Origin of the sequence: Massilia pinisoli, from assembly GCF_024753285.1 — a bacterium.
GTDB classification, from domain to species: Bacteria; Pseudomonadota; Gammaproteobacteria; order Burkholderiales; family Burkholderiaceae_D; genus Telluria; species Telluria pinisoli.
Genome location: NZ_JANUGW010000002.1, coordinates 182781 through 203748, shown reverse-complemented (window position 1 = coordinate 203748; position 20968 = coordinate 182781). Strand labels below are relative to the sequence as shown.

At 69.2% G+C, this 20968-nt stretch carries 18 protein-coding genes; 13 read left to right on the top strand and 5 right to left on the bottom strand.

The features are described from left to right. Positions 1 to 4 precede the first annotated feature (4 nt). The gene (locus NX784_RS03145) at positions 5 to 856 is read left to right on the top strand and encodes a CheR family methyltransferase (protein ID WP_258815244.1); all 852 of its coding nucleotides are present in this window, start codon (positions 5 to 7) and stop codon (positions 854 to 856) included. Positions 857 to 869: 13 nt separating this feature from the next. Here the strand turns inward: NX784_RS03145 and NX784_RS03140 are convergent, their stop codons facing one another. Continuing rightward, positions 870 to 1493 carry a glutathione S-transferase family protein gene (locus NX784_RS03140; protein ID WP_258815243.1) on the bottom strand — a complete coding sequence of 208 codons (624 nt, stop codon included), beginning with the start codon at positions 1491 to 1493 and terminating at the stop codon, positions 870 to 872. A gap of 177 nt (positions 1494 to 1670) precedes the next feature. Between NX784_RS03140 and NX784_RS03135 the strand changes: the two genes are divergently transcribed. Then, complete coding sequence (locus NX784_RS03135; protein ID WP_258815242.1) at positions 1671 to 4355, top strand: M1 family metallopeptidase; 2685 nt, start codon at positions 1671 to 1673, stop codon at positions 4353 to 4355. Between the two features lie 16 nt (positions 4356 to 4371). On the opposite strand, the gene glpD is transcribed toward NX784_RS03135, so the two are convergent. Beyond that, on the bottom strand, positions 4372 to 5919 hold the full coding sequence (gene glpD / locus NX784_RS03130) for a glycerol-3-phosphate dehydrogenase (RefSeq protein WP_258815241.1): 1548 nt from the start codon (positions 5917 to 5919) through the stop codon (positions 4372 to 4374). A gap of 183 nt (positions 5920 to 6102) precedes the next feature. On the opposite strand from glpD, the gene NX784_RS03125 reads away from it, so the two are divergent. After that, the gene (locus tag NX784_RS03125; RefSeq protein ID WP_258815449.1) at positions 6103 to 6708 is read left to right on the top strand and encodes a phosphohydrolase; all 606 of its coding nucleotides are present in this window, start codon (positions 6103 to 6105) and stop codon (positions 6706 to 6708) included. After that, positions 6705 to 7529, top strand: coding sequence for an SIR2 family NAD-dependent protein deacylase (locus NX784_RS03120; RefSeq protein WP_258815240.1), 825 nt, complete (start codon positions 6705 to 6707; stop codon positions 7527 to 7529). Before NX784_RS03125 ends, NX784_RS03120 begins: the two co-directional genes overlap by 4 nt. Positions 7530 to 7918: 389 nt before the next feature. Here NX784_RS03120 and NX784_RS03115 read toward each other — a convergent pair whose 3' ends face one another. After that, a complete protein-coding gene (locus NX784_RS03115) occupies positions 7919 to 10000 on the bottom strand; it encodes an ATP-dependent helicase (RefSeq protein WP_258815239.1) in 2082 nt (693 codons plus the stop codon). 381 nt (positions 10001 to 10381) lie between these two features. Then, the gene (locus NX784_RS03110; RefSeq protein ID WP_258815238.1) at positions 10382 to 10600 is read right to left on the bottom strand and encodes a hypothetical protein; all 219 of its coding nucleotides are present in this window, start codon (positions 10598 to 10600) and stop codon (positions 10382 to 10384) included. Between the two features lie 205 nt (positions 10601 to 10805). Here NX784_RS03110 and NX784_RS03105 point away from each other — a divergent pair, with 205 nt between their 5' ends. The 9 genes from NX784_RS03105 to NX784_RS03065 all read left to right on the top strand — a co-directional run bounded on the left by NX784_RS03105 (position 10806) and on the right by NX784_RS03065 (position 18539). Then, positions 10806 to 10982, top strand: a complete 177-nt coding sequence (locus tag NX784_RS03105; RefSeq protein WP_166860340.1) for a hypothetical protein — start codon at positions 10806 to 10808, stop codon at positions 10980 to 10982. A gap of 77 nt (positions 10983 to 11059) precedes the next feature. Next, a complete protein-coding gene (locus tag NX784_RS03100) occupies positions 11060 to 11662 on the top strand; it encodes a chromate transporter (RefSeq protein WP_258815237.1) in 603 nt (200 codons plus the stop codon). Then, the gene (locus NX784_RS03095) at positions 11659 to 12336 is read left to right on the top strand and encodes a chromate transporter (RefSeq protein ID WP_258815236.1); all 678 of its coding nucleotides are present in this window, start codon (positions 11659 to 11661) and stop codon (positions 12334 to 12336) included. Before NX784_RS03100 ends, NX784_RS03095 begins: the two co-directional genes overlap by 4 nt. A gap of 73 nt (positions 12337 to 12409) precedes the next feature. Next, positions 12410 to 13252, top strand: a complete 843-nt coding sequence (gene fghA / locus NX784_RS03090; protein ID WP_258815235.1) for an S-formylglutathione hydrolase — start codon at positions 12410 to 12412, stop codon at positions 13250 to 13252. 264 nt (positions 13253 to 13516) lie between these two features. Continuing rightward, positions 13517 to 13984 carry an Hsp20/alpha crystallin family protein gene (locus NX784_RS03085; RefSeq protein ID WP_258815234.1) on the top strand — a complete coding sequence of 156 codons (468 nt, stop codon included), beginning with the start codon at positions 13517 to 13519 and terminating at the stop codon, positions 13982 to 13984. A gap of 98 nt (positions 13985 to 14082) precedes the next feature. Then, on the top strand, positions 14083 to 14802 hold the full coding sequence (locus NX784_RS03080; RefSeq protein ID WP_258815233.1) for a phosphoribosyltransferase: 720 nt from the start codon (positions 14083 to 14085) through the stop codon (positions 14800 to 14802). Beyond that, positions 14774 to 15946, top strand: coding sequence for an SRPBCC family protein (locus NX784_RS03075; RefSeq protein WP_258815232.1), 1173 nt, complete (start codon positions 14774 to 14776; stop codon positions 15944 to 15946). Before NX784_RS03080 ends, NX784_RS03075 begins: the two co-directional genes overlap by 29 nt. A gap of 7 nt (positions 15947 to 15953) precedes the next feature. Further along, entirely contained in the window at positions 15954 to 17288 is a 1335-nt protein-coding gene (locus NX784_RS03070) for an erythromycin esterase family protein (protein ID WP_258815231.1), read from the top strand. A 267-nt stretch (positions 17289 to 17555) separates the two neighbouring features. Continuing rightward, positions 17556 to 18539 carry a CsgG/HfaB family protein gene (locus tag NX784_RS03065; protein ID WP_258815230.1) on the top strand — a complete coding sequence of 328 codons (984 nt, stop codon included), beginning with the start codon at positions 17556 to 17558 and terminating at the stop codon, positions 18537 to 18539. Positions 18540 to 18560: 21 nt separating this feature from the next. Here NX784_RS03065 and NX784_RS03060 read toward each other — a convergent pair whose 3' ends face one another. Continuing rightward, a complete protein-coding gene (locus tag NX784_RS03060) occupies positions 18561 to 20948 on the bottom strand; it encodes a sensor domain-containing diguanylate cyclase (RefSeq protein ID WP_258815229.1) in 2388 nt (795 codons plus the stop codon). Positions 20949 to 20968 lie beyond the last annotated feature (20 nt).

The window sequence follows — 20968 nt, the reverse complement described above, 5'->3', positions numbered from 1 at the left end:
AGCGATGGCAGTGCCGAACGCGTGGACCGGTCTCGCGGCCGGGCTCGCGGTCGAGGAGCTGGAAACGGAGCTGCTGCTGGAGGCCTTGTTCCAGCGTTTCGGCCACGATTTCCGCGCCTACGACCGCGCCGCCCTGCGCCGCCGGCTGGCCGCCGCCATGCGCACGCGGGGCGCCGCCACGTTGTCGGGCCTGCAGGAAAAGGTCTTGCACGATCCGGTCGTGGCGACGGCGCTGCTGCGCATGCTGGCGCCCGAACAGGCCGCGCTGTTCGACGACACGACCCACGTGCAGCGCCTGCGCGGCGTGCTGGCGCCGTCGCTGCGCGCGTGGCCCCTGCCGCGGGTCTGGATCGCGGAATGTGCGGGTGTGGGCGAGGCGTGGACGCTGGCCATCGTGCTGGCGGAAGAAGGCGTGCTGGGCAAGCTGGACATCCACGCCACGCTCGCCAACGAGGAACTCGTCACGGCATACCACGACGCGTGGCTGCCCGTGGCCGACCTCGACGCCGCGCAGACGCGCTACGCCGCGAGCGGCGGCCGCGCGGCGCTGTCCGCGTACTTCGAGGTGCGCGACGGCCTCGCGCGCCTGCAGCCGCAGCTTGCGCGGCGCATCACGTGGTCGCAGTACAGCCTTGTGACGGACGCCTCGTTCAACGAGTTCCAGGCGATCCTGTGCGGCAGCGTCCTGTCCGACTTCGGTCCCGTGCTGCGCCAGCGCGTGCTGCGGCTGTTCCACGACAGCCTGGCGCGCTTCGGCGTGCTGTGCCTCGACCGGCCGCTTGCCGTGTCGGACGCATACGCCGGCACGTACCAGGCGATCGAAGGCGACCGCCCCTGGTACAAGCGCGTCGGCTGACGCGATGCCGTAGCTACACGGCCTGCGCGCTCGGGCGCTGCGCGATCCGGTCGCGCCACGCCTGCAGGTTCGCGAGGCCGTCGTCGGCCGGCCGGTACTTCATCAGTCCTCGCGCGAATTCCAATGCGCAGAATGCCGTGATGTCGGCGATCGTGAAGCGGTCGCCGGCCACGTAGTCGCGGTCCGCCAGCACCCCGTCCAGCCAGTGCGCCGACTCGCGCACCTTCTCGCCCTGCGCCGCGCCGAACTCCGCGAACTGCGGCTGTTCCAGCGGTGCGAGGCCCGGATGCGTATGCCGGACGCAGTTGGCGATGCGCAGGAACAGCTGCAGCTCGCAGCGCCGGTCCATCATCTCGATGAATGCGCGTTCCTCGAAGCCTTCGCCCATCAGGTTCGGATTCGGGTGGACGCCTTCCAGGTAAGTACAGATGGCGCGCGTCTCGGCCAGGGTGCGGCCGTCGTCCAGTTCCAGCACGGGCACCTGGGCCATCGGATTCAGGGCCATGAAGGCCTCGCTGCGGTGCTCGGCCTTGCCCAGGTCGACCTGCACCGTACGGACGTCGGCGACGCCCTTCTCGGCCATGAACATCAGCACGCGGCGCGGGTTCGGCGCGCGGCTGCTCGTGTACAGTTTCATCGATCCCTCCTTGGTCGTGTGCGTCGCCGATCATACGCCCATCGCCGCGCCACGTCCGCCGTCTGTCTGCCTGGTCATTTGACAGGGCGCGCCGTTTGACCGTAGATTGGCGGATTGGCCGCGCGCGCCCTACCCGCCGCGCGCGCGGGTCCGACGTACATATTCGATAGGATTTCCATGCACCGCAGCCTGCTTTCCGCCGCCGTCGCCCTCACCCTGGCGACCGCGCCCGCCGTTCACGCCAGCGCCGCGCCCACCCGCGCGCCCGCGGGCACGGCGGCCGGCGACACCACGACGCAATTGCCCCGCAATGCCGTCCCGACGCATTACCGGATCTCGCTGACCCCTGACGCCGCGACGGGCACGTTCAGTGGCCGCGCCGTCGTCACGATCAACGTCACGAAGCCCAGCAGCACGTTGACCTTGAACGCGGCCGACCTGACGTTCGCGCAAGTGACGCTGACGCCGGCCGCCGGCGGCGCCGGACGCGATGCGACGGTCGCCGTCGACGCCGCCGCGCAGACGGCGACCTTCACGTTCGCGCAGCCCGTCGCGCCCGGGATGTACCACCTGGCGATGGACTACACGGGCGTGATCGGCACGCAGGCCGTCGGGCTGTTCTCGCTCGACTATCCGGGCGCGGACGGCAAGAAGCAGCGCGCGCTGTACACCCAGTTCGAGAACTCGGACGCGCGCCGCATGATCCCGTCGTGGGACGAGCCGGCGTACAAGGCCAGCTTCGCGCTGGACGTCGTCGTGCCGGCCGGCCAGATGGCCGTCAGCAATATGCCGGCCGCGCGCACGGAGGCTCTGCCGGACGGCCGCCGCCGCGTGACCTTCGGCACGACGCCGAAGATGTCGACATATTTGCTGTTCCTCGCGCTGGGCGATTTCGAACGGGCAGCGGCGAAGGTGGACGGCACGGAAGTCGGCGTCGTCACGCGCCGCGGCGCGCTGCCGCAGGCGCGGTTCGCGCTCGACGCCCAGCAGGCCATCCTGCGCGAGTACAACGATTACTTCGGCGTGCGCTACCCGCTGCCGAAGCTCGACAACGTGGCGGGCGCCGGCCGCAGCCAGTTCTTCAGCGCGATGGAAAACTGGGGCGCCATCTTCACGTTCGAATATGCACTGCTGCTCGACCCCACGATCGCCACCCAGCACGACCGCGAGGAAATCTTTTCCACGGCCGCGCACGAGATGGCGCACCAGTGGTTCGGCGACCTCGTCACGATGCGCTGGTGGGACGACCTGTGGCTGAACGAGGGTTTCGCGTCGTGGATGGAAAGCCGCATGACGGCCCGCCTGCATCCGGAATGGAATACCCGCCTGGGCACCGTCGCCACGCGCGAGACGGCGATGCGCCGCGATTCCGTCGCCGGCACGCACCCCGTCGTGCAGCACGTGGAAACGGTCGAGCAGGCGAACCAGGCATTCGACGAGATCACCTATTCGAAGGGCGAATCCGTCATCCGCATGCTGGAAGCGTATGTCGGCGAGAACGCGTGGAAGAGCGGCGTGCGCGCGTACATGAAGGCGAACGCGTACGGCAACACGGTGTCGGACGACTTGTGGAAGCAGATCGAGAAGGCGGCCGGCAAGCCCGTCACCGCCATCGCTCACGACTTCACGCTGCAACCCGGTATCCCGCTCATCAAGGTCGGCGACGCCGCGTGCAGCAACGCCGCATCGACGGTGCCGCTGACGCAGGCGGAATTCACGCGCGACCGCGCGGGCAAGGCGCCGCTCGCGTGGCGCGTGCCCGTCATCGCGCAGATCGCCGGCAGTGCGAAACAGGGAACGACGCTCGTCGCGGGCGGCCAGGGCGCCGTCACCGTGCCGGGCTGCGGCGCCGTGATCGTCAATGCGGGCCAGACCGGTTACTACCGCACCCTGTACACGTCGGCCGGTTTCGCGCAGCTCGCACAGCAGTTCGCGGGCATCGCCCCGATCGACCAGATCGGCCTGCTGGCCGACAGCAGCGCACTGGGCCTCGCGGGTCTGCAGCCGGCGTCGGACGTGCTGGACCTCGTGCAGGCGACGCCGGCCGGCGCCGATCCGGCCGTGTGGTCGCGCATCGCGGGGCTGCTCGACGGCCTCCATGAACGCTACCGCGAGGAGGCACGCGGCGGCGACACGACGCGCCAGCGCCGCTTCGCCGCGTTTGCCATCGGCCGCCTGGCGCCGCTGATGGCGCAGGTGGGCTGGACGGCGCGACCGGACGAGGCGTCGGCCGTCGCGAACTTGCGCGAACAGCTGATCGTCGTGCTGAGCGACCTGGGCGACGCGACCACCATCGCCGAAGCGCGCCGCCGCTACGCCGCCCTCACGACGGACCCGCAGGCGGTGCCCGGGCCGCTGCGCAAGACCGTCATGGGCGTTGTCGCCCAGCATGCCGATGCCGCCATGTGGGACCAGTTGCACGCGGCCGCGCGCAACGAGACGTCCCCGCTCGTGCGCGACCAGCGCTACACCTTGCTCGCGGCCACGGACGACCGCGCCCTCGCCATGCGCGCGCTGGAACTCGCCCTCACGGACGAACCGGGCCTGACGATCAGCGCGACGATGATTTCGGAAGTGGCGATGCGCTATCCGGACATGGCGTTCGACTTCGCCGTCGCCCACCTCGCCAAGATCAACGAGCGCGTGGACGCCAGCTCGCGCAGCCGCTACCTGGCGCGCCTCGCGATGGCGTCGGCGGACCCGGCGATGGTGAACAAGCTGGGTGCGTATGCCGAGGCGAACCTGGCGCCCACGTCGCGCGGCGACGTCGAGGCGGCCGTCGCCGCGATTCAGGATCGTATCCGCGTCAACGCGGCGCGCCTGCCCGAGATCGACGCCTGGCTGGCGAAGAACGCACGCTGACGCGGCGCTGGCCGCATCACGGCACGGTGACCGCCGTGCCGTGGTGACTGGCCAGCCAAGAGTCGAGGCGGTGCGCGGCACCCGGCGGCGCGTGCAGCCCCAGCTTCGTGCGACGCCACAGGATGTCGTCGGCGGACCGGGCCCATTCCTGGCGCACGAGATAATGGGCCTCGGCCTCGAACAGGCCGGGCACGATTTCCTCGCCAAGGTCGGCGCGCGACCGGCAATGCGCCAGCAGCGTGGACAGCCGCGTGCCGTAGCTGCGGGCGTAGCGGACCAGCAAGGACTCGGGCAGCCACGCGAATTGCTGGCGCCGTGTGCGCACCCAGCCGTCGTATTCCAGCACGGCCCGCGCGAGCGGCACTTTGCCGTACAAGTCGCCGCCGGGCAGGCACGCATGCGCCGTCCAGGGCGGCATGCTGCGGCCCAGCCGGGGGCCGATCCAGTCGACGGCCTGCTCGGCCAGCTTGCGGAACGTCGTGACCTTGCCCCCGAACACGGACAGCAGCGGCGCGCCGCCGGCCGTGTCGTGCTCGAACCGGTAGTCGCGGCTGGCGGACGATGCGTTGCTGCCGCCTTCGTCGATCAGCGGACGCACGCCCGCATAGCTCCATACGACGTCCGCCGGGGCGATGCGGCGCGTGAAACAGCGGTTCACGGCGTCGCACAGGTACGCCGTCTCGGCGGCGCTGATGGCGACACGGTCGAGGTCGGCGGGGTCGTGGTCGACGTCCGTCGTGCCGACGAGCGTGAACGCACCCTCGTACGGCAGTGCGAACACGATGCGGCCGTCCGGCTGCTGCAGCAGGAACGCGTCGGGCCCGTCGAACAGGCGCGGCACGACGATGTGGCTGCCCTTCACGAGGCGCATGGACCGTGCCGGACCCACACCCGTCTCGTGCAACAAGCTGCCGGCCCACGGCCCGGCCGCGTTCACGAGGCAGCGCGCGTGCACGTGGATGACACCGTCCGCGCCATGCAGCTCGGCATCCCAGCGCGCGGCATCGCGCCGCACCCGCGCGCAACGCGTGCGCGTGAGCACGGTGGCGCCGCGCTCGCGCGCATCGAGCGCCGCGAGCACGACGAGGCGCGCATCGTCGACCCATGCATCGGAATACGCGAACCCCCGCGTGAACTGCGGCTGCAACGCGGCACCTGCGGGCGTCGCGCGCAGCTCGACGGCGCCGGACGCGGGCAGGAAATCGCGCGGCGCCAGGTGGTCGTACAGGAACAGGCCGGCGCGGATCATCCACGCGGGCCGCTGCCCCGGCGCATGCGGCATCAGAAAACGCAGCGGATGGATGATGTGCGGCGCGCTCTTCAGCAGCACTTCGCGCTCGGCCAGCGCCTTGCGCACGAGGCCGAAGTGGTATTGCTCCAGATAGCGCAGGCCGCCGTGGATCAGCTTGCTGGACGCGGACGACGTATGCTGGGCCAGATCGTCTTTTTCGCACAACACGACGGACAGGCCGCGCCCCGCTGCGTCGCGCGCGATGCCGGCACCATTGATGCCGCCGCCCACGACCAGCACGTCGCAATCGATCCGTTTGGCAATCTCTCCCATCTTCGCTGCGCTCCTTTCGGCCGGCCCGTGCCGGCAGCAGCCTACTATAAACCGCGGACGGTGCCCTGTGTACGGCCACGTCAATCCTGCCGGGGTCGGCCTGCAGGGCCGTGTAAAATCGCCACATGAGCACCGTTGCGAGAATCCGTTGAGATGGCGCCCGACATGCGCGCCTGGGTACGCATGCCGTCCGGCAAGCGGCTCGACCTGTTGAACCCGACTCCGTTCGACTGGGACGACAGCGACCTCGCCCTCGGCCTCGCGCGCACCTACCGCTGGGGCGGCCACTCCGCGTGGCCGCTGCCGCTGTCCGTCGCGCAGCACTCGATCGCCGTGATGCTGCTCCGCCGCGCCGCCACGCCCGCGCCGCTTGCCCCCGTCGTGGAATTGCGCGAGCTGCTGCACGATGCGGAAGAAGGCCTGCTCGGCTTCGACGCCGTGTCGCCGATCAAGCCCTTCCTCGGCGACGGTTTCCGCGCCCTCACCCGCCGCCTGGAACAGGCCGTGTTCCTGCGCTACCGGCTGCCCGCGTGGACGCCGGCCGAGCACCAATTGCACAAGCGCGCCGACCGCCTCGCGGCCGCCAGCGAAGCCGTGCACGTGGCCGGCTGGTCGGAACGCGAAGTGCGCACCACCTTGAAAATCCGCTCGCCCGTGCTGGAGCGCGATCCGCTCGTCGAGGTCTACGATTGTCCGCCGTGGGAACCGTGGGCGCCCGCGCTGGCCGCCGAACGCTTCCTCGCCGAACTGGAACGCCTGCAGCGGCGCATCGACGTAGACTCCCCATGAGTCCGGACGACGATGCCGCCCTCGCCCGCGCGGCCGCCTTGCTGCGTGAGGCGGACGGCCTCCTGATCGGCGCCGGCGCCGGGATCGGCGTCGATTCGGGGTTGCCTGACTTCCGTGGCGACCACGGGTTCTGGCGTGCGTATCCGCCGCTGGCCGCCGCCGGCATCCGCTTCGTCGAGATCGCGAATCCGCACAGCTTCGACGCACTACCGGAACTCGCCTGGGGCTTCTACGGCCACCGCCTCGCGCTGTACCGGAGCACGGTGCCGCATGCGGGCTTCGCGATCTTGCGCGACATCGGCGCCCGCCTGCCGCATGGCGCCTTCGTCTTCACGAGCAATGTCGATGGCCAGTTCCAGCGCGCCGGCTTCGACCCGGAGCGCATCGTCGAATGCCATGGCTCGATCCACCACCTGCAATGCACGGGCCCGTGCGGGGGCGGCATCAGGCCGGCCGACGCCGTCGACCCGATCGTCGACCCGGCGACGTGCCTGATGGCCCCGCCGCTGCCCCGCTGCCCGCACTGCGGCCGGCTCGCGCGGCCCAATATCCTGATGTTCGGCGATGGCCGCTGGCTCGATGACCGCACGGCCCATCAGTACAAGCGCCTGGAACGCTGGCGCCGGCAGGTGCGGCGCCTCGTCGTCGTCGAACTGGGCGCGGGCACGGACGTCCCCTCCGTGCGCCGCCTGTGCGAGGGCCAGCGTGCGCCGCTCGTGCGCATCAACCCGCGCGAGCCGGACGTGGCGGCGGGCACGGGCGTCGGCGTTGCGTTGGGTGCGCTCGCCGCCCTGCAGACGCTGCGTGCCTTGCTGGACTGACCAAGCCGCCAGGCAAACATTGCACGCGTTAACACGTCTTGATCGGCGCGAACAACTCGACGCCGCCTCAAGTAGATGACCTAAGATATTGATTCGACGGGATTAATTTTAATATCCACAAGAAATGTGGATAACTGTGTGGACAAGCGCCTCTTGACAAGCCAGAACCGCAGTATTGGTGCGGGTTTCAACAAACTGCACAACGAAAAGGCAAAATCGAAGTCGTTAAGAATCAATGACTTGCGTGTGCACTTGTTTTAAGCACGTGATGCGAATGAGGCAAATTCCTACAAAAAATCGATGACGGGCATAACTTGGCCACCCGGTGCCGCTTCTGTCCACTTGTTCTGTCATCTTGCCGTCATTTTTCCCAAACTTGGGCGCCGGCCTCAACGCCACGCGTTCCGGGCCCGTTCACGCACGAGCATCCGCACCGTGTCCGGCACCGGCTTGCGGATGTGCTGCGCATCGGCAGTCGTCCACACGCATTCCTCGAAATGCTTGAGCATGGCCGGGGTGACGAAACGCGTGCGCTGGGCGTACACGTGGCGGTCGCCCATCTGCGCCTGCTGCTTGATGAAGAAGCGGTTCGGTACGACGAGGTGCAGGTGCTCCTTGGCACGCGTCATCGCGACGTACAGCAGGCGCCGCTCTTCCTCGATGTCTTCCGCGCTGCCCGTTGCCATGTCGGACGGAATGCAGCCGTCGACGACGTTCAACACGTGCACGGCCTTCCACTCCTGGCCCTTGGCCGAGTGGATCGTCGACAGGATCAGGTAGTCCTCGTCCAGCAGCGGCGGGCCCGCACGGTCGCTCGTCGCTTCCGGCGGGTCGAGCGTGAGCTCGGTGAGGAAGCTTTCGCGCGAACCGTAACCACCGGCCAGCGCGACGAGCTGGTCGAGGTCGGCCGCGCGCACGGGCGCATCGTCGTGCAGGCGTTCGAGGTGCGGCTGGTACCAGTCGCGCACGAGCTCCACGTCCAGCGGCCAGCGCAGGCCGGACGTGCGCAAGGTGCGGAACAATGCGGTGAACTGTTCCCACTCGCCTTGCGCGCGCGGGGGCGCGGGGAAGGCGTCGGCAGCCGCGACGGGGTCCGCCGCTTCCGCCACGGCGTCCAGGAAGCGGGCCGCCGTCGCCGGGCCGACGCCGGGCATCAGTTGCACGACGCGGAAGCCCGCGACCCTGCCTGCCGGATTCTGGGCGAAGCGCAGCATCGCGAGCACGTCCTTGATGTGCGCGGCCTCGAGGAATTTCAGCCCGCCGAATTTCACGAACGGGACGTTGCGCCGCACGAGCTCCAGTTCGAGCGCCGCGCTGTGGCTCGCGGCGCGGAACAGCACGGCCTGCTGCTTCAGCACGATGCCCGCGTCGCGCTGCTCCAGCACGCGGTTGCAGACCCAGCGTGCCTGCTCGGCCTCGTCCGGAATCAGTACCAGCTGCGGTTTCGCGCTTGCCACTTTATCGGTCCACAAGCTCTTCGCATGACGCTCGAGCGCGGCGGCGATGACGGCGTTCGACGCATCGAGAATCGGCTGCGTCGAGCGGTAGTTGCGGTCCAGGGTGATGATGCGCGCGGGCTGCGCGAACTGCTGCGGAAAGTCGAGGATGTTGCGCACGGTCGCGCCGCGGAACGAATAGATCGACTGCGCGTCGTCGCCGACGACCATCACGCCCCGCCCGTCCGGCTTCATGCCTTGCAGGATCGCGGCCTGCAGGCGGTTCGTGTCCTGGTATTCGTCGACGAGCACGTGGTCGAACAGCGCGCCCAGCTCCGGCCCCAGTTCGGGATCGGCCGCCATCTCGGCCCAGAACAGCAGCAGGTCGTCGTAGTCGAGAACGTTCTGCTCCTGCTTCGCGTCGACGTAGGCGCCAAACAGGTTTTTCAGCGGGTCTTCCCATTCGCTGCACCAGGGGAATGTCGATTGCAGCACGTCGGCCAGCGGCTCGCGGCCGTTGACGACGCGCGAATAGATCGCCAGGCACGTGCCCTTCAGCGGAAAACGTTTCTGGCCGGCCGCGGCACCGAGGCCGATGTCTTGCCGGACGAGGCCCATCAAGTCTTCGGAATCGGCGCGGTCGTGGATCGTGAACGACGCTTCCAGCCCGATCCGCCCCGCGTACTCGCGCAGCAGCCGGGCGCCGATGCTGTGGAACGTGCCGGCCCACGGCAGGTTGCCGACGGCGGACGACGTACCCAGCACGCGCTGCAGCACGCCGGCGGCGCGCTGGCCCATCTCACCGGCAGCGCGGCGCGAAAAGGTCAACAGCAGGATGCGCTGCGGATCGGCCCCGGCCAGGATCAGCTTCGCGACCCGGTGCGCCAGCGTGTTCGTCTTGCCCGAGCCGGCGCCCGCCACGACGAGCAACGGCCGCACGACGTCCGCGCCGACGTCGTGCTCGACGGCGGCCAGTTGTTCGGGATTCAGGTTCGCGAACGGATCGGCAGGGGTGGCGGTGGCGGCGGCGGACATGGCGGTTGGGCGTTGGTGCTCAACTGTACATTTGTCCAGTATCTAAAAGCAAGAGGGGCGATGTCGATGTAGCAAAACCACGTCAGCGGCGACGCACGGACTCATGCGCGGGTGTAGTCATCACCCGCACTGGCTGAATCGATGCATGATTAGCAAAGCTTGTTCAGATATCCACAAAAACTGTGCATAAGGTTGTGGAAAAGCACCCTATTGACATGGCAAAACCAAGCAGGAATGCGGCTTTCAACAATTTGCCCGTTGCGTGGGCACCTCCCAACCTTCGCAAAATCAAGGGTTTACGAACTCAGCCGGCGCACACATCGAAAAAATATGCAAGATGTTATCAAGCAATTTTGTGCATAAGTGCTGAGCCGGCCTCCTTCAACGGCACCAGGAACGCCGGCGGCCCGGCTCCGTGAGCACCCGTTCGATGACGTCATTGCCGACGTTTTGCGAACGCAGGTATTCCACGGCCGACATCGTATTGCTGCGCTGCTGCAGGGCAATGCCCAGGTCGACGATGTCCTGTTGTTGCGCATCGCGTCGCTGGTAGGAAACGGTCGCCTGACCGTCTTCGAGCTCGAGAGAATCTTCGTTCATCGCAGTTCCTGACGTTGATGGGATTATGGGTTGCCGCCTAACGAGTATTTCCCAGGTTTAGCCAAAGTCAAGCTTAATTTGATATCGATCCACATGGTTTCGTAAATTTCCGGCACACAGCGGCAGGACGGGCAGGCGCGCCGTGCGCCGTCTTCGCCCCGCTGCGCCTAGAATGGTCCCGCCATCCATCCACCATGAGGACTCCATGAGCGCGATGCCCGATCCCGACATGAAACCCGGCGACGAAGCCGAACCCGGCACCCCAGGCGCCGGCGAAGACCTGTGCGAAACGTGCGGCGGCAGCGGCAAGCTGGCCGACGGCAAGACCTGCCCCGAGTGCGAAGGCACGGGCCGCGTGATGCGGGGCATCGGCGGCGGCTGACGCGCGCCCGTACGTACACGCGCCGGCCCGCGCCGGCGCGCATGGACAGACCCCGGCGGCGGCGCGATAATCGAGGGATGAACGCACCGTCCCGCCCCGCCAGTACCGACCATCCCGACCACGCCGACCGTCCCCGTCCCCGCTCCCTCGCCGACCTGTTCATCTCGTTCACGATCCTGGCCCTGCAGGGCTTCGGCGGCGTGCTGGCCATCGTCCAGCGGGAGGTGGTCGACCGCAAGCGCTGGCTCACGCAGGAAGAATTCATCGAAGACTGGGCCGTCGCCCAGATTATGCCGGGCCCGAACGTCGTCAACCTGTCGCTGATGATCGGCGGCCGCTACTTCGGCATCGCCGGCGCCCTCGCCGCGCTGGCCGGCCTGCTCGCCGTACCGCTCGTCATCGTCATCGCGCTCGAGCTGTTGCACGACCGTTTCGCCGCGAGTCCCATGGTGGCCGGCGCACTGCACGGCATGGCCGCCGTGTGTGCCGGCCTCATCGCCGCTGCCGCCCTGCGCCTCGTGAGCGCCCTCAAGAAAAACCCGATGCCCCTGTCCTGGTGCTTGGCCATCACCGCTGCCGGCTTCATCCTCGTCGGCCTCCTCAAAGTTCCACTTGCCTGGGTGCTGTGCGGCCTGGGCGGGCTGGGCTGCATCCTCACCTACCGCCGCCTGAAGCCATGACCATGCCCATCCACCTCACGCTGGACTGGGCCGATTGGCTCAACCTGTTCGGCCACTTCCTCACCTTGTCGCTGATGTCGGTCGGCGGCGCCATCTCGACGACGTCGGAAATGCACCGCTTCCTCGTCGAGCAGCACCACTGGCTTACCCAGGAACAATTCAACCAGTCGATCGCCCTCGCCCAGGCGGCCCCGGGGCCGAACGTCCTGTTCGTCGCCCTGATGGGGTGGCACGTCGGCATGAACGCCGGCAGCACGGCCGCCGCCCTGTTCGGCGTGCTCGTGACGATGGTCGGCATCATGACGCCGTCGACCGTCATCACGTACACCGTCGCCGGCTGGGGCCACCGCAACCGCGACCTGCGCGCCGTGCGCGCGTTCAAGCAGGGCATGGCACCCATCGTCATCGCGCTTCTGCTGTCGACGGCGTGGATCATGGCCAGCTCGGCGGCCGCCGTCGCGCCACCGCTCGGCGCCGGCATCGCGGCGGGTACACCGGTCGCCGACGCGCCAGCCGCCGCGGGCCCAGGCGCCGATGCGCTGCGCGCCCTGCTGGCGCAATGGCCCCTGCGGCTAACGGTCATCGTCAGCTGCCTCGTCATCTGGCGCACCCGCATTCACCTGCTGTGGCTGCTGGCCGCCGGGGCCGTGCTGGGCGCGCTCGGGCTGATCTGAAGCGCGTTGCCGGCCCGCCCGCCGACAGGGCATACTTGTGTTTCTGACCATCCATCCTCCGACGGACCGAGCCATGCCCGAACTCCTCAGTGAACACGCTTGCTTCGACGGCATCCAGCGCTTCTACCGCTGCGATTCCGCCGCCATCGGCTTGCCGATGCGTTATTCCGTGTACCTCCCTCCCGGCGCGCAAGGCAAGCGCCTGCCCGTGCTGTTCTACCTCGCCGGCCTGACCTGCACCGAAGAGACGTTCATGACCAAGGCCGGTGCCCAGCGGGTGGCGGCGCAGGAAGGCCTGATCCTGGTCGCGCCCGACACGAGCCCCCGCGGCGCCGGCGTACCGGGCGAGACGGACAGCTGGGACTTCGGCGCCGGCGCCGGTTTCTACGTCGACGCCACCCGCGCGCCGTGGTCCACGCACTACCGCATGTACAGCCACATCCTCGAACTGCGCGAGCTCGTGCTGGCCACCCTGCCCGCCGACCCGGCCCGCACGGGCATCTTTGGCCACTCGATGGGCGGACACGGCGCGCTGATGCTCGCGCTGCGCAATCCTGCCCTGTTCCGCTCCGTGTCCGCGTTCGCGCCCATCGCCGCCCCGTCCCGCTGCCCGTGGGGCGAGAAGGCGTTCGGCGGCTACCTGGGCCCGGACCGCGACACATGGCACGCGTACGACGCGACGGCGCTGATGGCGGCCGCCGACGCACCGCCGTTCCCGAAAGGGATCCTGATCGACCAGGGCCTCGCCGACAAATTCCTGGCCGAGCAGCTGTACCCCGACGCGTTCGAGGACGCCTGCCGGGCCGTCGGCCAGCCGCTCGAGCTGCGCCGCCATCCCGGCTACGACCACGGTTATTACTTCATTTCCACCTTCGTCGAAGACCACCTGCGCTTTCACCGCCGCAACCTGGGCTGACGCCGCCGGCCCCCTTCCGCGTCATGCGGATCGCCGGACGGACGGCGCGCGCCCACACTGTCATGGACCCGCGCGGGTTCGCGAAATTCCCCGTTTTTATGCGCCACCTGGCCGGGATCAAACGTCGGCCGGGGTGCCCGCGCACGTATCGGGACACGACTTGCAAACGCCTGTCGACCGCCCTATAAATGGGAGTGACGGCGTCCGGCGCGTCGCCGGACGTCATTCCTGAACGTCATTCCTAGATCAACAGGGAGGTCTATCATGAACCTGATCAGAAGAGGCACGACGCCGCTCTCCACGTTCCGTCCCGGCGCCATGGAAGACCAGTTCGGCCGCATGGTCGAGAACATGTTCCAGGATTTCTTCGCCCCGCTCGCCCAGGGCCGCTGGACCGGCGACGACGTCGGCATGCCCCGCCTGGACGTGAGCGAGACGGAAAAAACCTTCGAAGTGAAAGCCGAGCTGCCGGGCGTCAAGAAGGACGACGTGCACGTCTCGATCGACGGCCAGCGCGTCACGATCGAGGGCGAATGCCAGCAGGCAAACGAACAGCGCCAGGGCGAACAGGTGGTGTATTCTGAGCGCTCGACGCGCAAGTACCAGCGCAGCTTCACGCTGCCCGCCGAGGTCGACGATGCCAATGCGCAGGCCCGCCTCGAGGACGGCGTCCTGATGCTGTCGCTGCCCAAGAAACAGGGCGGCACGGCGCGCCAGCTGACGATCCAGTAAGCCGCAACGCGCTGCCGTTGCGGGCGTGTCCGGCGGTCCGCGGGCCGCCCGGCCACGCTCGCGCCGCAGCATGACAGAGAACCGCGGGAGCAGCGCATATGGTCGATCACCGTCCATTCAAGAACCGCACCGAGGCCGGCCGCCAGCTGGCGAAGCGCCTCGGCACCTACGCGCGGCGGCCCGATGCCGTCGTGCTCGCGCTGCCGCGTGGCGGCGTGCCGGTCGGGTTCGCGATCGCGCAGCGGCTCGGCATCGCCCTCGACATCCTCATCGTCCGCAAGCTCGGCATGCCGGGCCACGAAGAGTTCGCGGTGGGCGCCGTCGGCAACGGCGGCGTCCGCGTGCTGCAGCCCGGCGTGCCCGGCCTGATGGGCGTCACGCCCGAGGCCGTGGAAGCCGTCACGGCGCGCGAACTGGCCGAACTGCAGCGGCGCGAGCGCGCCTACCGCGGCGGCCGCCCGCCCCTCGACCTCGCCGGACGCAGCGCCATCCTCGTGGACGACGGCGTCGCGACGGGCTCCACGATGCTGGCCGCCATCGAAGTGGCGCGCCGCCTGGGGCCGCGCACGCTGGTGCTCGCGATTCCCGTCGCGCCGCCCGATACGGCGGCCGCGCTCGAGGCGCGCGTCGACGACTTCGTCTGCCTGTCGACCCCGCTCCACTTCCGCGCAGTCGGCCAGTGGTACGACGCGTTCGACCAGACCAGCGACGAGGAAGTGCAGGATTTGCTGGCCACCGCCTGGCACGACGAGGCGGCGGCCGGGCCCAGACCAACCGGAGGAGCGAACCATGAAAAACACGACGGACACAGGCTATGAAATCGCGAAGTGGCTGGGCGGCGCCGCGGCCGGCGCCCTGCTGATGTACATGCTCGACCCGGACCGCGGCAGCGCCCGCCGGGCCCAGTCGGCGCAAGCCGTGCGCGATGCGGGCGCGCGCACGTCCGGCGCGCTGGGCAGTGCCTGGCGCGGCGCGAGCGAGCGCATCGGCGCCGTCGGCGACGAGTTGCGCGAGCGGGCCTCGAACCTCGCCGACACGGCGGCGACGCGCGTCACGGGCGCGACGTCCGGCTCGGCGCTGGAACGCATGGGCCGTGCCGCCAGCGACGCGCTCGACGCCGGGATCGACAAGGCGAAGGACGCCATGGCAACGGGCGCGGACAAGGCACGTGGCTTGCTGCCCGATGATGGCCACTCCGTCGGCAACGGTCTCGACAAGGCCAGCGACGCGCTGGCCGATGCGACGAGCGGCCTGCGCGCGCGCATGCGCGACGCGCTGCACGCGGGCCCCGGCGACGAGTGGACGCCCACCGCCCGCAATTCGGCGCTCGCGGGCGGTGGCCTGCTCGCGTTGTACGCGCTGACACGGCGCTCGCCGCTGGCCCTCGTGCTGGGCCTGGCCGGCGCCGCGCTGCTGGCCCGCGGCGCCACGAACCAATCGCTGCTCGGCCTGCTGCGCGGCCGCGGCCTCGGGCTGGACCAGACCATCGACTTCAGCAAGTCCATCGACATCGACGCGGCGCCGGACGACGTGTACGACGTATGGACCAATTACGAGAACTTCCCGCACTTCATGTCGCACGTGGTCGAAGTGCGCGACCTCGGGCGCGGGCGTTCGCACTGGATCGTACGCGGCCCCGGCGGCAGCGAGTTCGAATGGAATTCGGTCCTCACGGAGCAGACCCGGCCGCACCGTCTCGCCTGGCGCAGCGAAGCCGGCGCCGAGATCCCGCAGAGCGGCTCGATCCAGTTCGAACCGCGCCGGGGCGGCACGCGCGTCACCGTGCGCATGTCGTACACGCCGCCGGCGGGCGCCCTCGGCCACGGGCTCGCCACGTTGCTCGGGTCCGATCCGAAGGCGCAGATGGACGACGATCTCGCGCGCATGAAGGCGTTCATCGAACGGGGCGCCGTCCCGCGCGACGCGGCGCGGCCGCGTGCCGGCAGCCGCTGGCTGCACTGAGGAAGCCATGGCAACCGCGCACACGATCAACGCGCTCCGGGCCGCCGCCCGTCCGCTGACGGGGGGCGAGCGCGACTACGACGCCCTGCTCGACCTCGTCGGCGATGCGCGCTTCGTACTGCTGGGCGAGGCGACGCACGGCACGCACGAGTTCTACGCGGAGCGGGCGCGCATCACCCGGCGCCTGATCGAGGACAAGGGCTTTCATGCCGTGGCCGTCGAGGCCGACTGGCCGGACGCCTATCGCGTCAACCGCTACGTGCGCGGGCGCGGGGACGACCGCGATGCGAACGAAGCGCTGTCCGGCTTCAAGCGCTTTCCCAACTGGATGTGGCGGAACACGGACGTTGCGGCCTTCGTCACCTGGCTGCACCACCGCAACGCGCGCGCCGCCCACCGGCCAGTCGGCTTCTACGGGCTCGACCTGTACAGCATGTTCACGTCGATCGAGGAAGTGCTGCGCTATCTCGACGAAGTCGATCCGCAGGCAGCGCGCCAGGCGCGCGAACGCTATGCCTGCTTCGACCACTACCACGAAGACAGCCAGCACTACGGCTACACGGCGAGCCTCGACTTGTCCGCATCGTGCGAGGAAGGCGTTATCGAACAGTTGCGCCAACTGCAGCAGCGCGCCGCCGACTACATGTACCGCGACGGCGACGAGGAAGCGTATTTCTATGCGCAGCAGAACGCCCGCCTCGTCAAGAATGCCGAGGAATACTACCGGACGATGTTCCGGGGCCGCGTGTCATCCTGGAATTTGCGCGACAGTCATATGGCGGAAACCCTGGACGCGCTCGCCCATCACCTGTCGAAGGACGGCGAGCCGGCCAAGATCGTCGTCTGGGAACACAACTCCCACATCGGCGACGCGCGCGCGACGGAAATGGGCGAGATGGGCGAATGGAACGTCGGCGAACTCGCGCGCAAGGAATACGACGGGCAGACGCGCCTGATCGGCTTTTCCACGTTCGACGGCTTTGTGACGGCCGCGTCCGAATGGGATGCGCCGGCCGAGCACAAGCGCGTGCGGCCCGGCATGCAGGGCAGCTACGAGGAATTGTTGCACGAGACGGGCCTGCCCCGCTTCCTGCTGCCGCTGCGCGACGGCGCCAGCGACAGCGCCGTCCGCCAGACCATGCTGGAACGCCGGCTCGAGCGAGCCATCGGCGTCATCTACCTGCCGCGCACGGAACGCCGCAGCCATTATTTCGCGGCCGAGATGGCGCGCCAATTCGACGCCGTCATCCACATCGACCACACGACGGCCGTGCGACCGCTGGACGCGGGCGGCGGCTGGCATGCGGAAGAACCACCGGAGACGTACCCGACGGGCATCTGACCACCTGGCCCGGCAATCCCCACGAACCGCGACCGTCGCGCCGCCCCGGCGCAGCGGCGCCCGGCGCAGCGGCGCCCGGCGCGGCGGCGCCCGGCGCGCCTACACGCCACCGAAATGTGTGTCGCAATCGCATCAATGTGAGTATTGGTGAGATTGCCTTCGATTCAAGATTGTAAAATGAACAAACTCGTTGCACGCTTGTTGCGCTTCGTCAATGACGATTCGCACAGTGCAATTGTTCACAACATTTGTTCACAATCGAGGGTCATGAAACCAATCCGGGTATCGATCATTGCCGCCCTGCTCGCCGGCAGCGCCAGCCTGCACGCGCAGGAAACCAGTTCCAAGGTGGAGCATTGCGACCGTCCGCTCGGCACGCTCGCCGTGACGGAAGCGCAGAGCGACAGTTCACGCGCGCTGCAGAGCTACGGGCTGGGCTCGCCGGTCGCGCTGCTGCGCATCATGGTGCAGCAATCGAATTGCTTCCAGGTCGTGGAGCGCGGCGCCGCGATGGCCAATCTGCAGCAGGAACGCGAACTGGCGGCGAACGGCGAGACGCTGGCCGGCAGCAACGTCGGCAAGGGCCAGCTGCAGGCGGCCGACTTCGTGATGACGCCCAACGTGCAGTTCGCCGCGAAGGATACCGGGGGCATCGGCGGCGCGCTGTCGAACTACGGCGGCAGACTGCTGGGCGGCCTGGGCCAGATCGCGGGCGGCATCGCGGGCAACCTCAAGTTCAAGGAAGCGCAGACGAGCCTCTTGATCGCGGACGTGCGCTCCGGCATCCAGGTGGCCGCGGAAGAAGGCGTCGCCACGAAGACGGATTTCGGCGTCTCCGGCTGGAGCTGGGGCGGTGGCGATTACACGCGCCTGGGCGGCTACACGAACACGCCGGAAGGCAAGATGGTCGCGGCGAGCCTGCTCGACAACTACAATCGCATCGTGCTGAAGATCCGCAACCAGCCGACGCTCGTGCGCACCGCCAGCGGGGCGGCCAAGGTGAACGCGCGCGCATCGACCCGCGAAGGCGTGCCGGTCGCGGCCGGCGCCAGCGTGTACGCGCGCCTGGCGAGCGTCAAGGTGTTCACGGAGCCGCGCGCCGGCAGCAAGGTGATGGGCACGCTCAAGCGCTCGGAAGAAGCGATCGCGACGGGCGAGGAGCGCGACGGTTTCGTCAAGATCGATGGCGAGAACGTCGCCGGCGGCTGGGTCCAGCGCACCCTGGTAGCGACGGAGCCGGCACCGCAATAAGCCCCGCCGATCAGCCGCCCGTCAACGCAGGCGCGCCTGCGGCCCAGGCGGCGTGACGGCCTCGTCCTCCCTGCGCACGACGCAGCGATTGCGCCCGCCGTTCTTGGCCGCATACAGCGCCGTGTCCGCCCAGCCCAGCACCTGGTCCTGCGTGGGCGGCGGGCCGTCCACACCGTGCACGAGCGCGATGCCGACGCTGGCCGTCACGTCCAGGTTGCCGGCCCCCGTCGCGAACGGCCGGCGGACCGCTTCCACGATCTTCGCGCCGATCCGCTCGGCCTCCTCGACACCCTTGACGTCTTCCAGCAGCACGACGAATTCGTCGCCGGCGAGGCGCGCCGGCGTGTCCGTCACGCGCACGCACCCGGCCAGGCGTTGGGCGAATTCCTTCAGCACTTCGTCGCCGACGCCGTGGCCCCACGTGTCGTTGATCGTCTTGAAGTGGTCGATGTCCATGTAGGCGACACCCAGCACCTGGCGCTGGCGCCGCACGCGTTCGAGCGCCTGCCCGAGCATTTCGCCGAACAGCCGGCGGTTCGCGATACCCGTCAGGCTGTCGAAGCGCGCCATCTGCACGAGGCGGCTCTCCGCCTCCTTCACGCGCGTCATGTCGTGCGCGAGCGCGTACACGCCCGCGACGGCGACGGCCACGCGGCCTTGCGCCTGCACGTCCGGCACGAAGGTCCACTCGAGGATACGGTGCCGGCCCAGCGCCTGCAGCGGCATCTCGAACGTGGCGCCGGCGCCTTCGAACGCCTGGCGCAGCCGGGGCCGCGCCGCGTCGTACGCGGGCTTGCCGAGCACCTCGGCCAGGTGCATGCCGGGAAGGTGCACCGGGTCGAGGCCCAGCCACGCGTGGAACGTGGCGTTGCCGAAGCCCATGCGGTGGTTGCGGTCGATGTAGCAGATCAGCACCGGGAGGTTGTCGGCGATCAGGCGCAGGCGCTGCTCGCTGGCGGCCTGCGCCAGCTCCGCTTCCTTGCGCTCGCTGATGTCCATCGCGAGCACGAAGAAGCCCGCGACGCGGCCGTCGGCATCGACGTCGGGAATCGTGTCGATCATCTGATGGCGCCTGGCGTCGTCGCTGCGCACGTCCTCGACGTGGCCGTGTTCGCCGCGCAGCGCAGCGCGGATCAGGGGTTCCAGCCGCGTGTAGCCGGCGTCGCCCAGCGCCTCGCGCACCGTGCGCCCGAGGGCCCAGTCGGGGTCCGTGCCGATCATGCGGTCGAAGCCGGCGTTCGTGAATTCGAAGCGCTCGTCGCGGTCGACGTAGGCGATGACGGCCGGGACGTTGTCGGCGATCGCGCGCATGCGGGCGGCCGCGCGCTCGCGCGCGTGCACGAGGTCGTGGAACGCGCGTCCCAGTTCGCCGACTTCGTCGTGGCGGCCCAGCGCAAGCACGTCGGTAGCAGCCCCGCCGTGGCGCACCGCGGCCACGTTGCGGCGCAGCGCGTCGAGCGGCTGCAGGCCGCGCCGCACGAGCCACCACGCGAGCGTCGCCGCGATCAGCGCGAGCGCGCCCGCGACGGCGAGCACCGTGCGGCGCACGCGCGCGAGCGGCGCGAACGCCTCGGTCTCCGGAAAATGGGCGCCCAGGATCCAGCCGTTCGTCGCCAGGCGTTTATAGGTGACGATGGCGGGCCCGGTGCCGTCGCTGCCATGCAGCCAGCCTTCGAAGCCGCGCAGCGCCGCCTGCAGGCCGGGCTGGCCGCCGCGCTTGTCGTCCATGTGCTCCATCACCCGCTCGCGCGCAGGGTGGTCGATCAGCACGCCGTCGGCCGACATCAGGAACAGATAGCCGGTGCCGCCCGGGCGCAAGGCGTCGACCTGGCGCAGGAAGCGCGCATGCTGCAGGTCGATGCGGCCGGCCAGCACGTAGACGATCTCTCCGTGGTCGTTGAAGACGGGCGCCGTCACGAGCACCATCTTGGCGCCGGACAGGCGGTTTTGCAGGGGATCGGAGACGATGCCGCGTCCGCGCACCAACGTCTCCTCGAAATACTTGCGGCCCGCCGCCGAGAGGGGCTGGACGCCCGGCGCGGCGGCGCCCGACGCCACCAGTTCGCCGCTGCGCGCGAAGGCGCTGATGTCGGCGAAGGCGTCGGGCCCGTCGGCCGTGCGCGCGGCCAGCCAGGCCTGCAGGCGGCGCGGGTCGCGGCGCGCGTCGGCAGGGAGCGCGGCGGCCAGCGCGGCCATCTCGCGCAGGCGGGCCTCCAGCAGGTCGTCGAGGAAGGCGGCGGCGCCGGACACCATCGTGTACTGCTGCCCGCCCAGCACGGCGCGCAAATCCTGCTCGGCCACGTCTAGTGCGAGCGGCCCCGCCAGCAACGTGGTGCCCAGCACCAGCACGCCGACGGCGCCGGCCAGGCGGCTGCGCAAGGTGGTCGGTAAGGAAATCGGTCGTCGCATGAGGGTGGGGCGGGACGGTG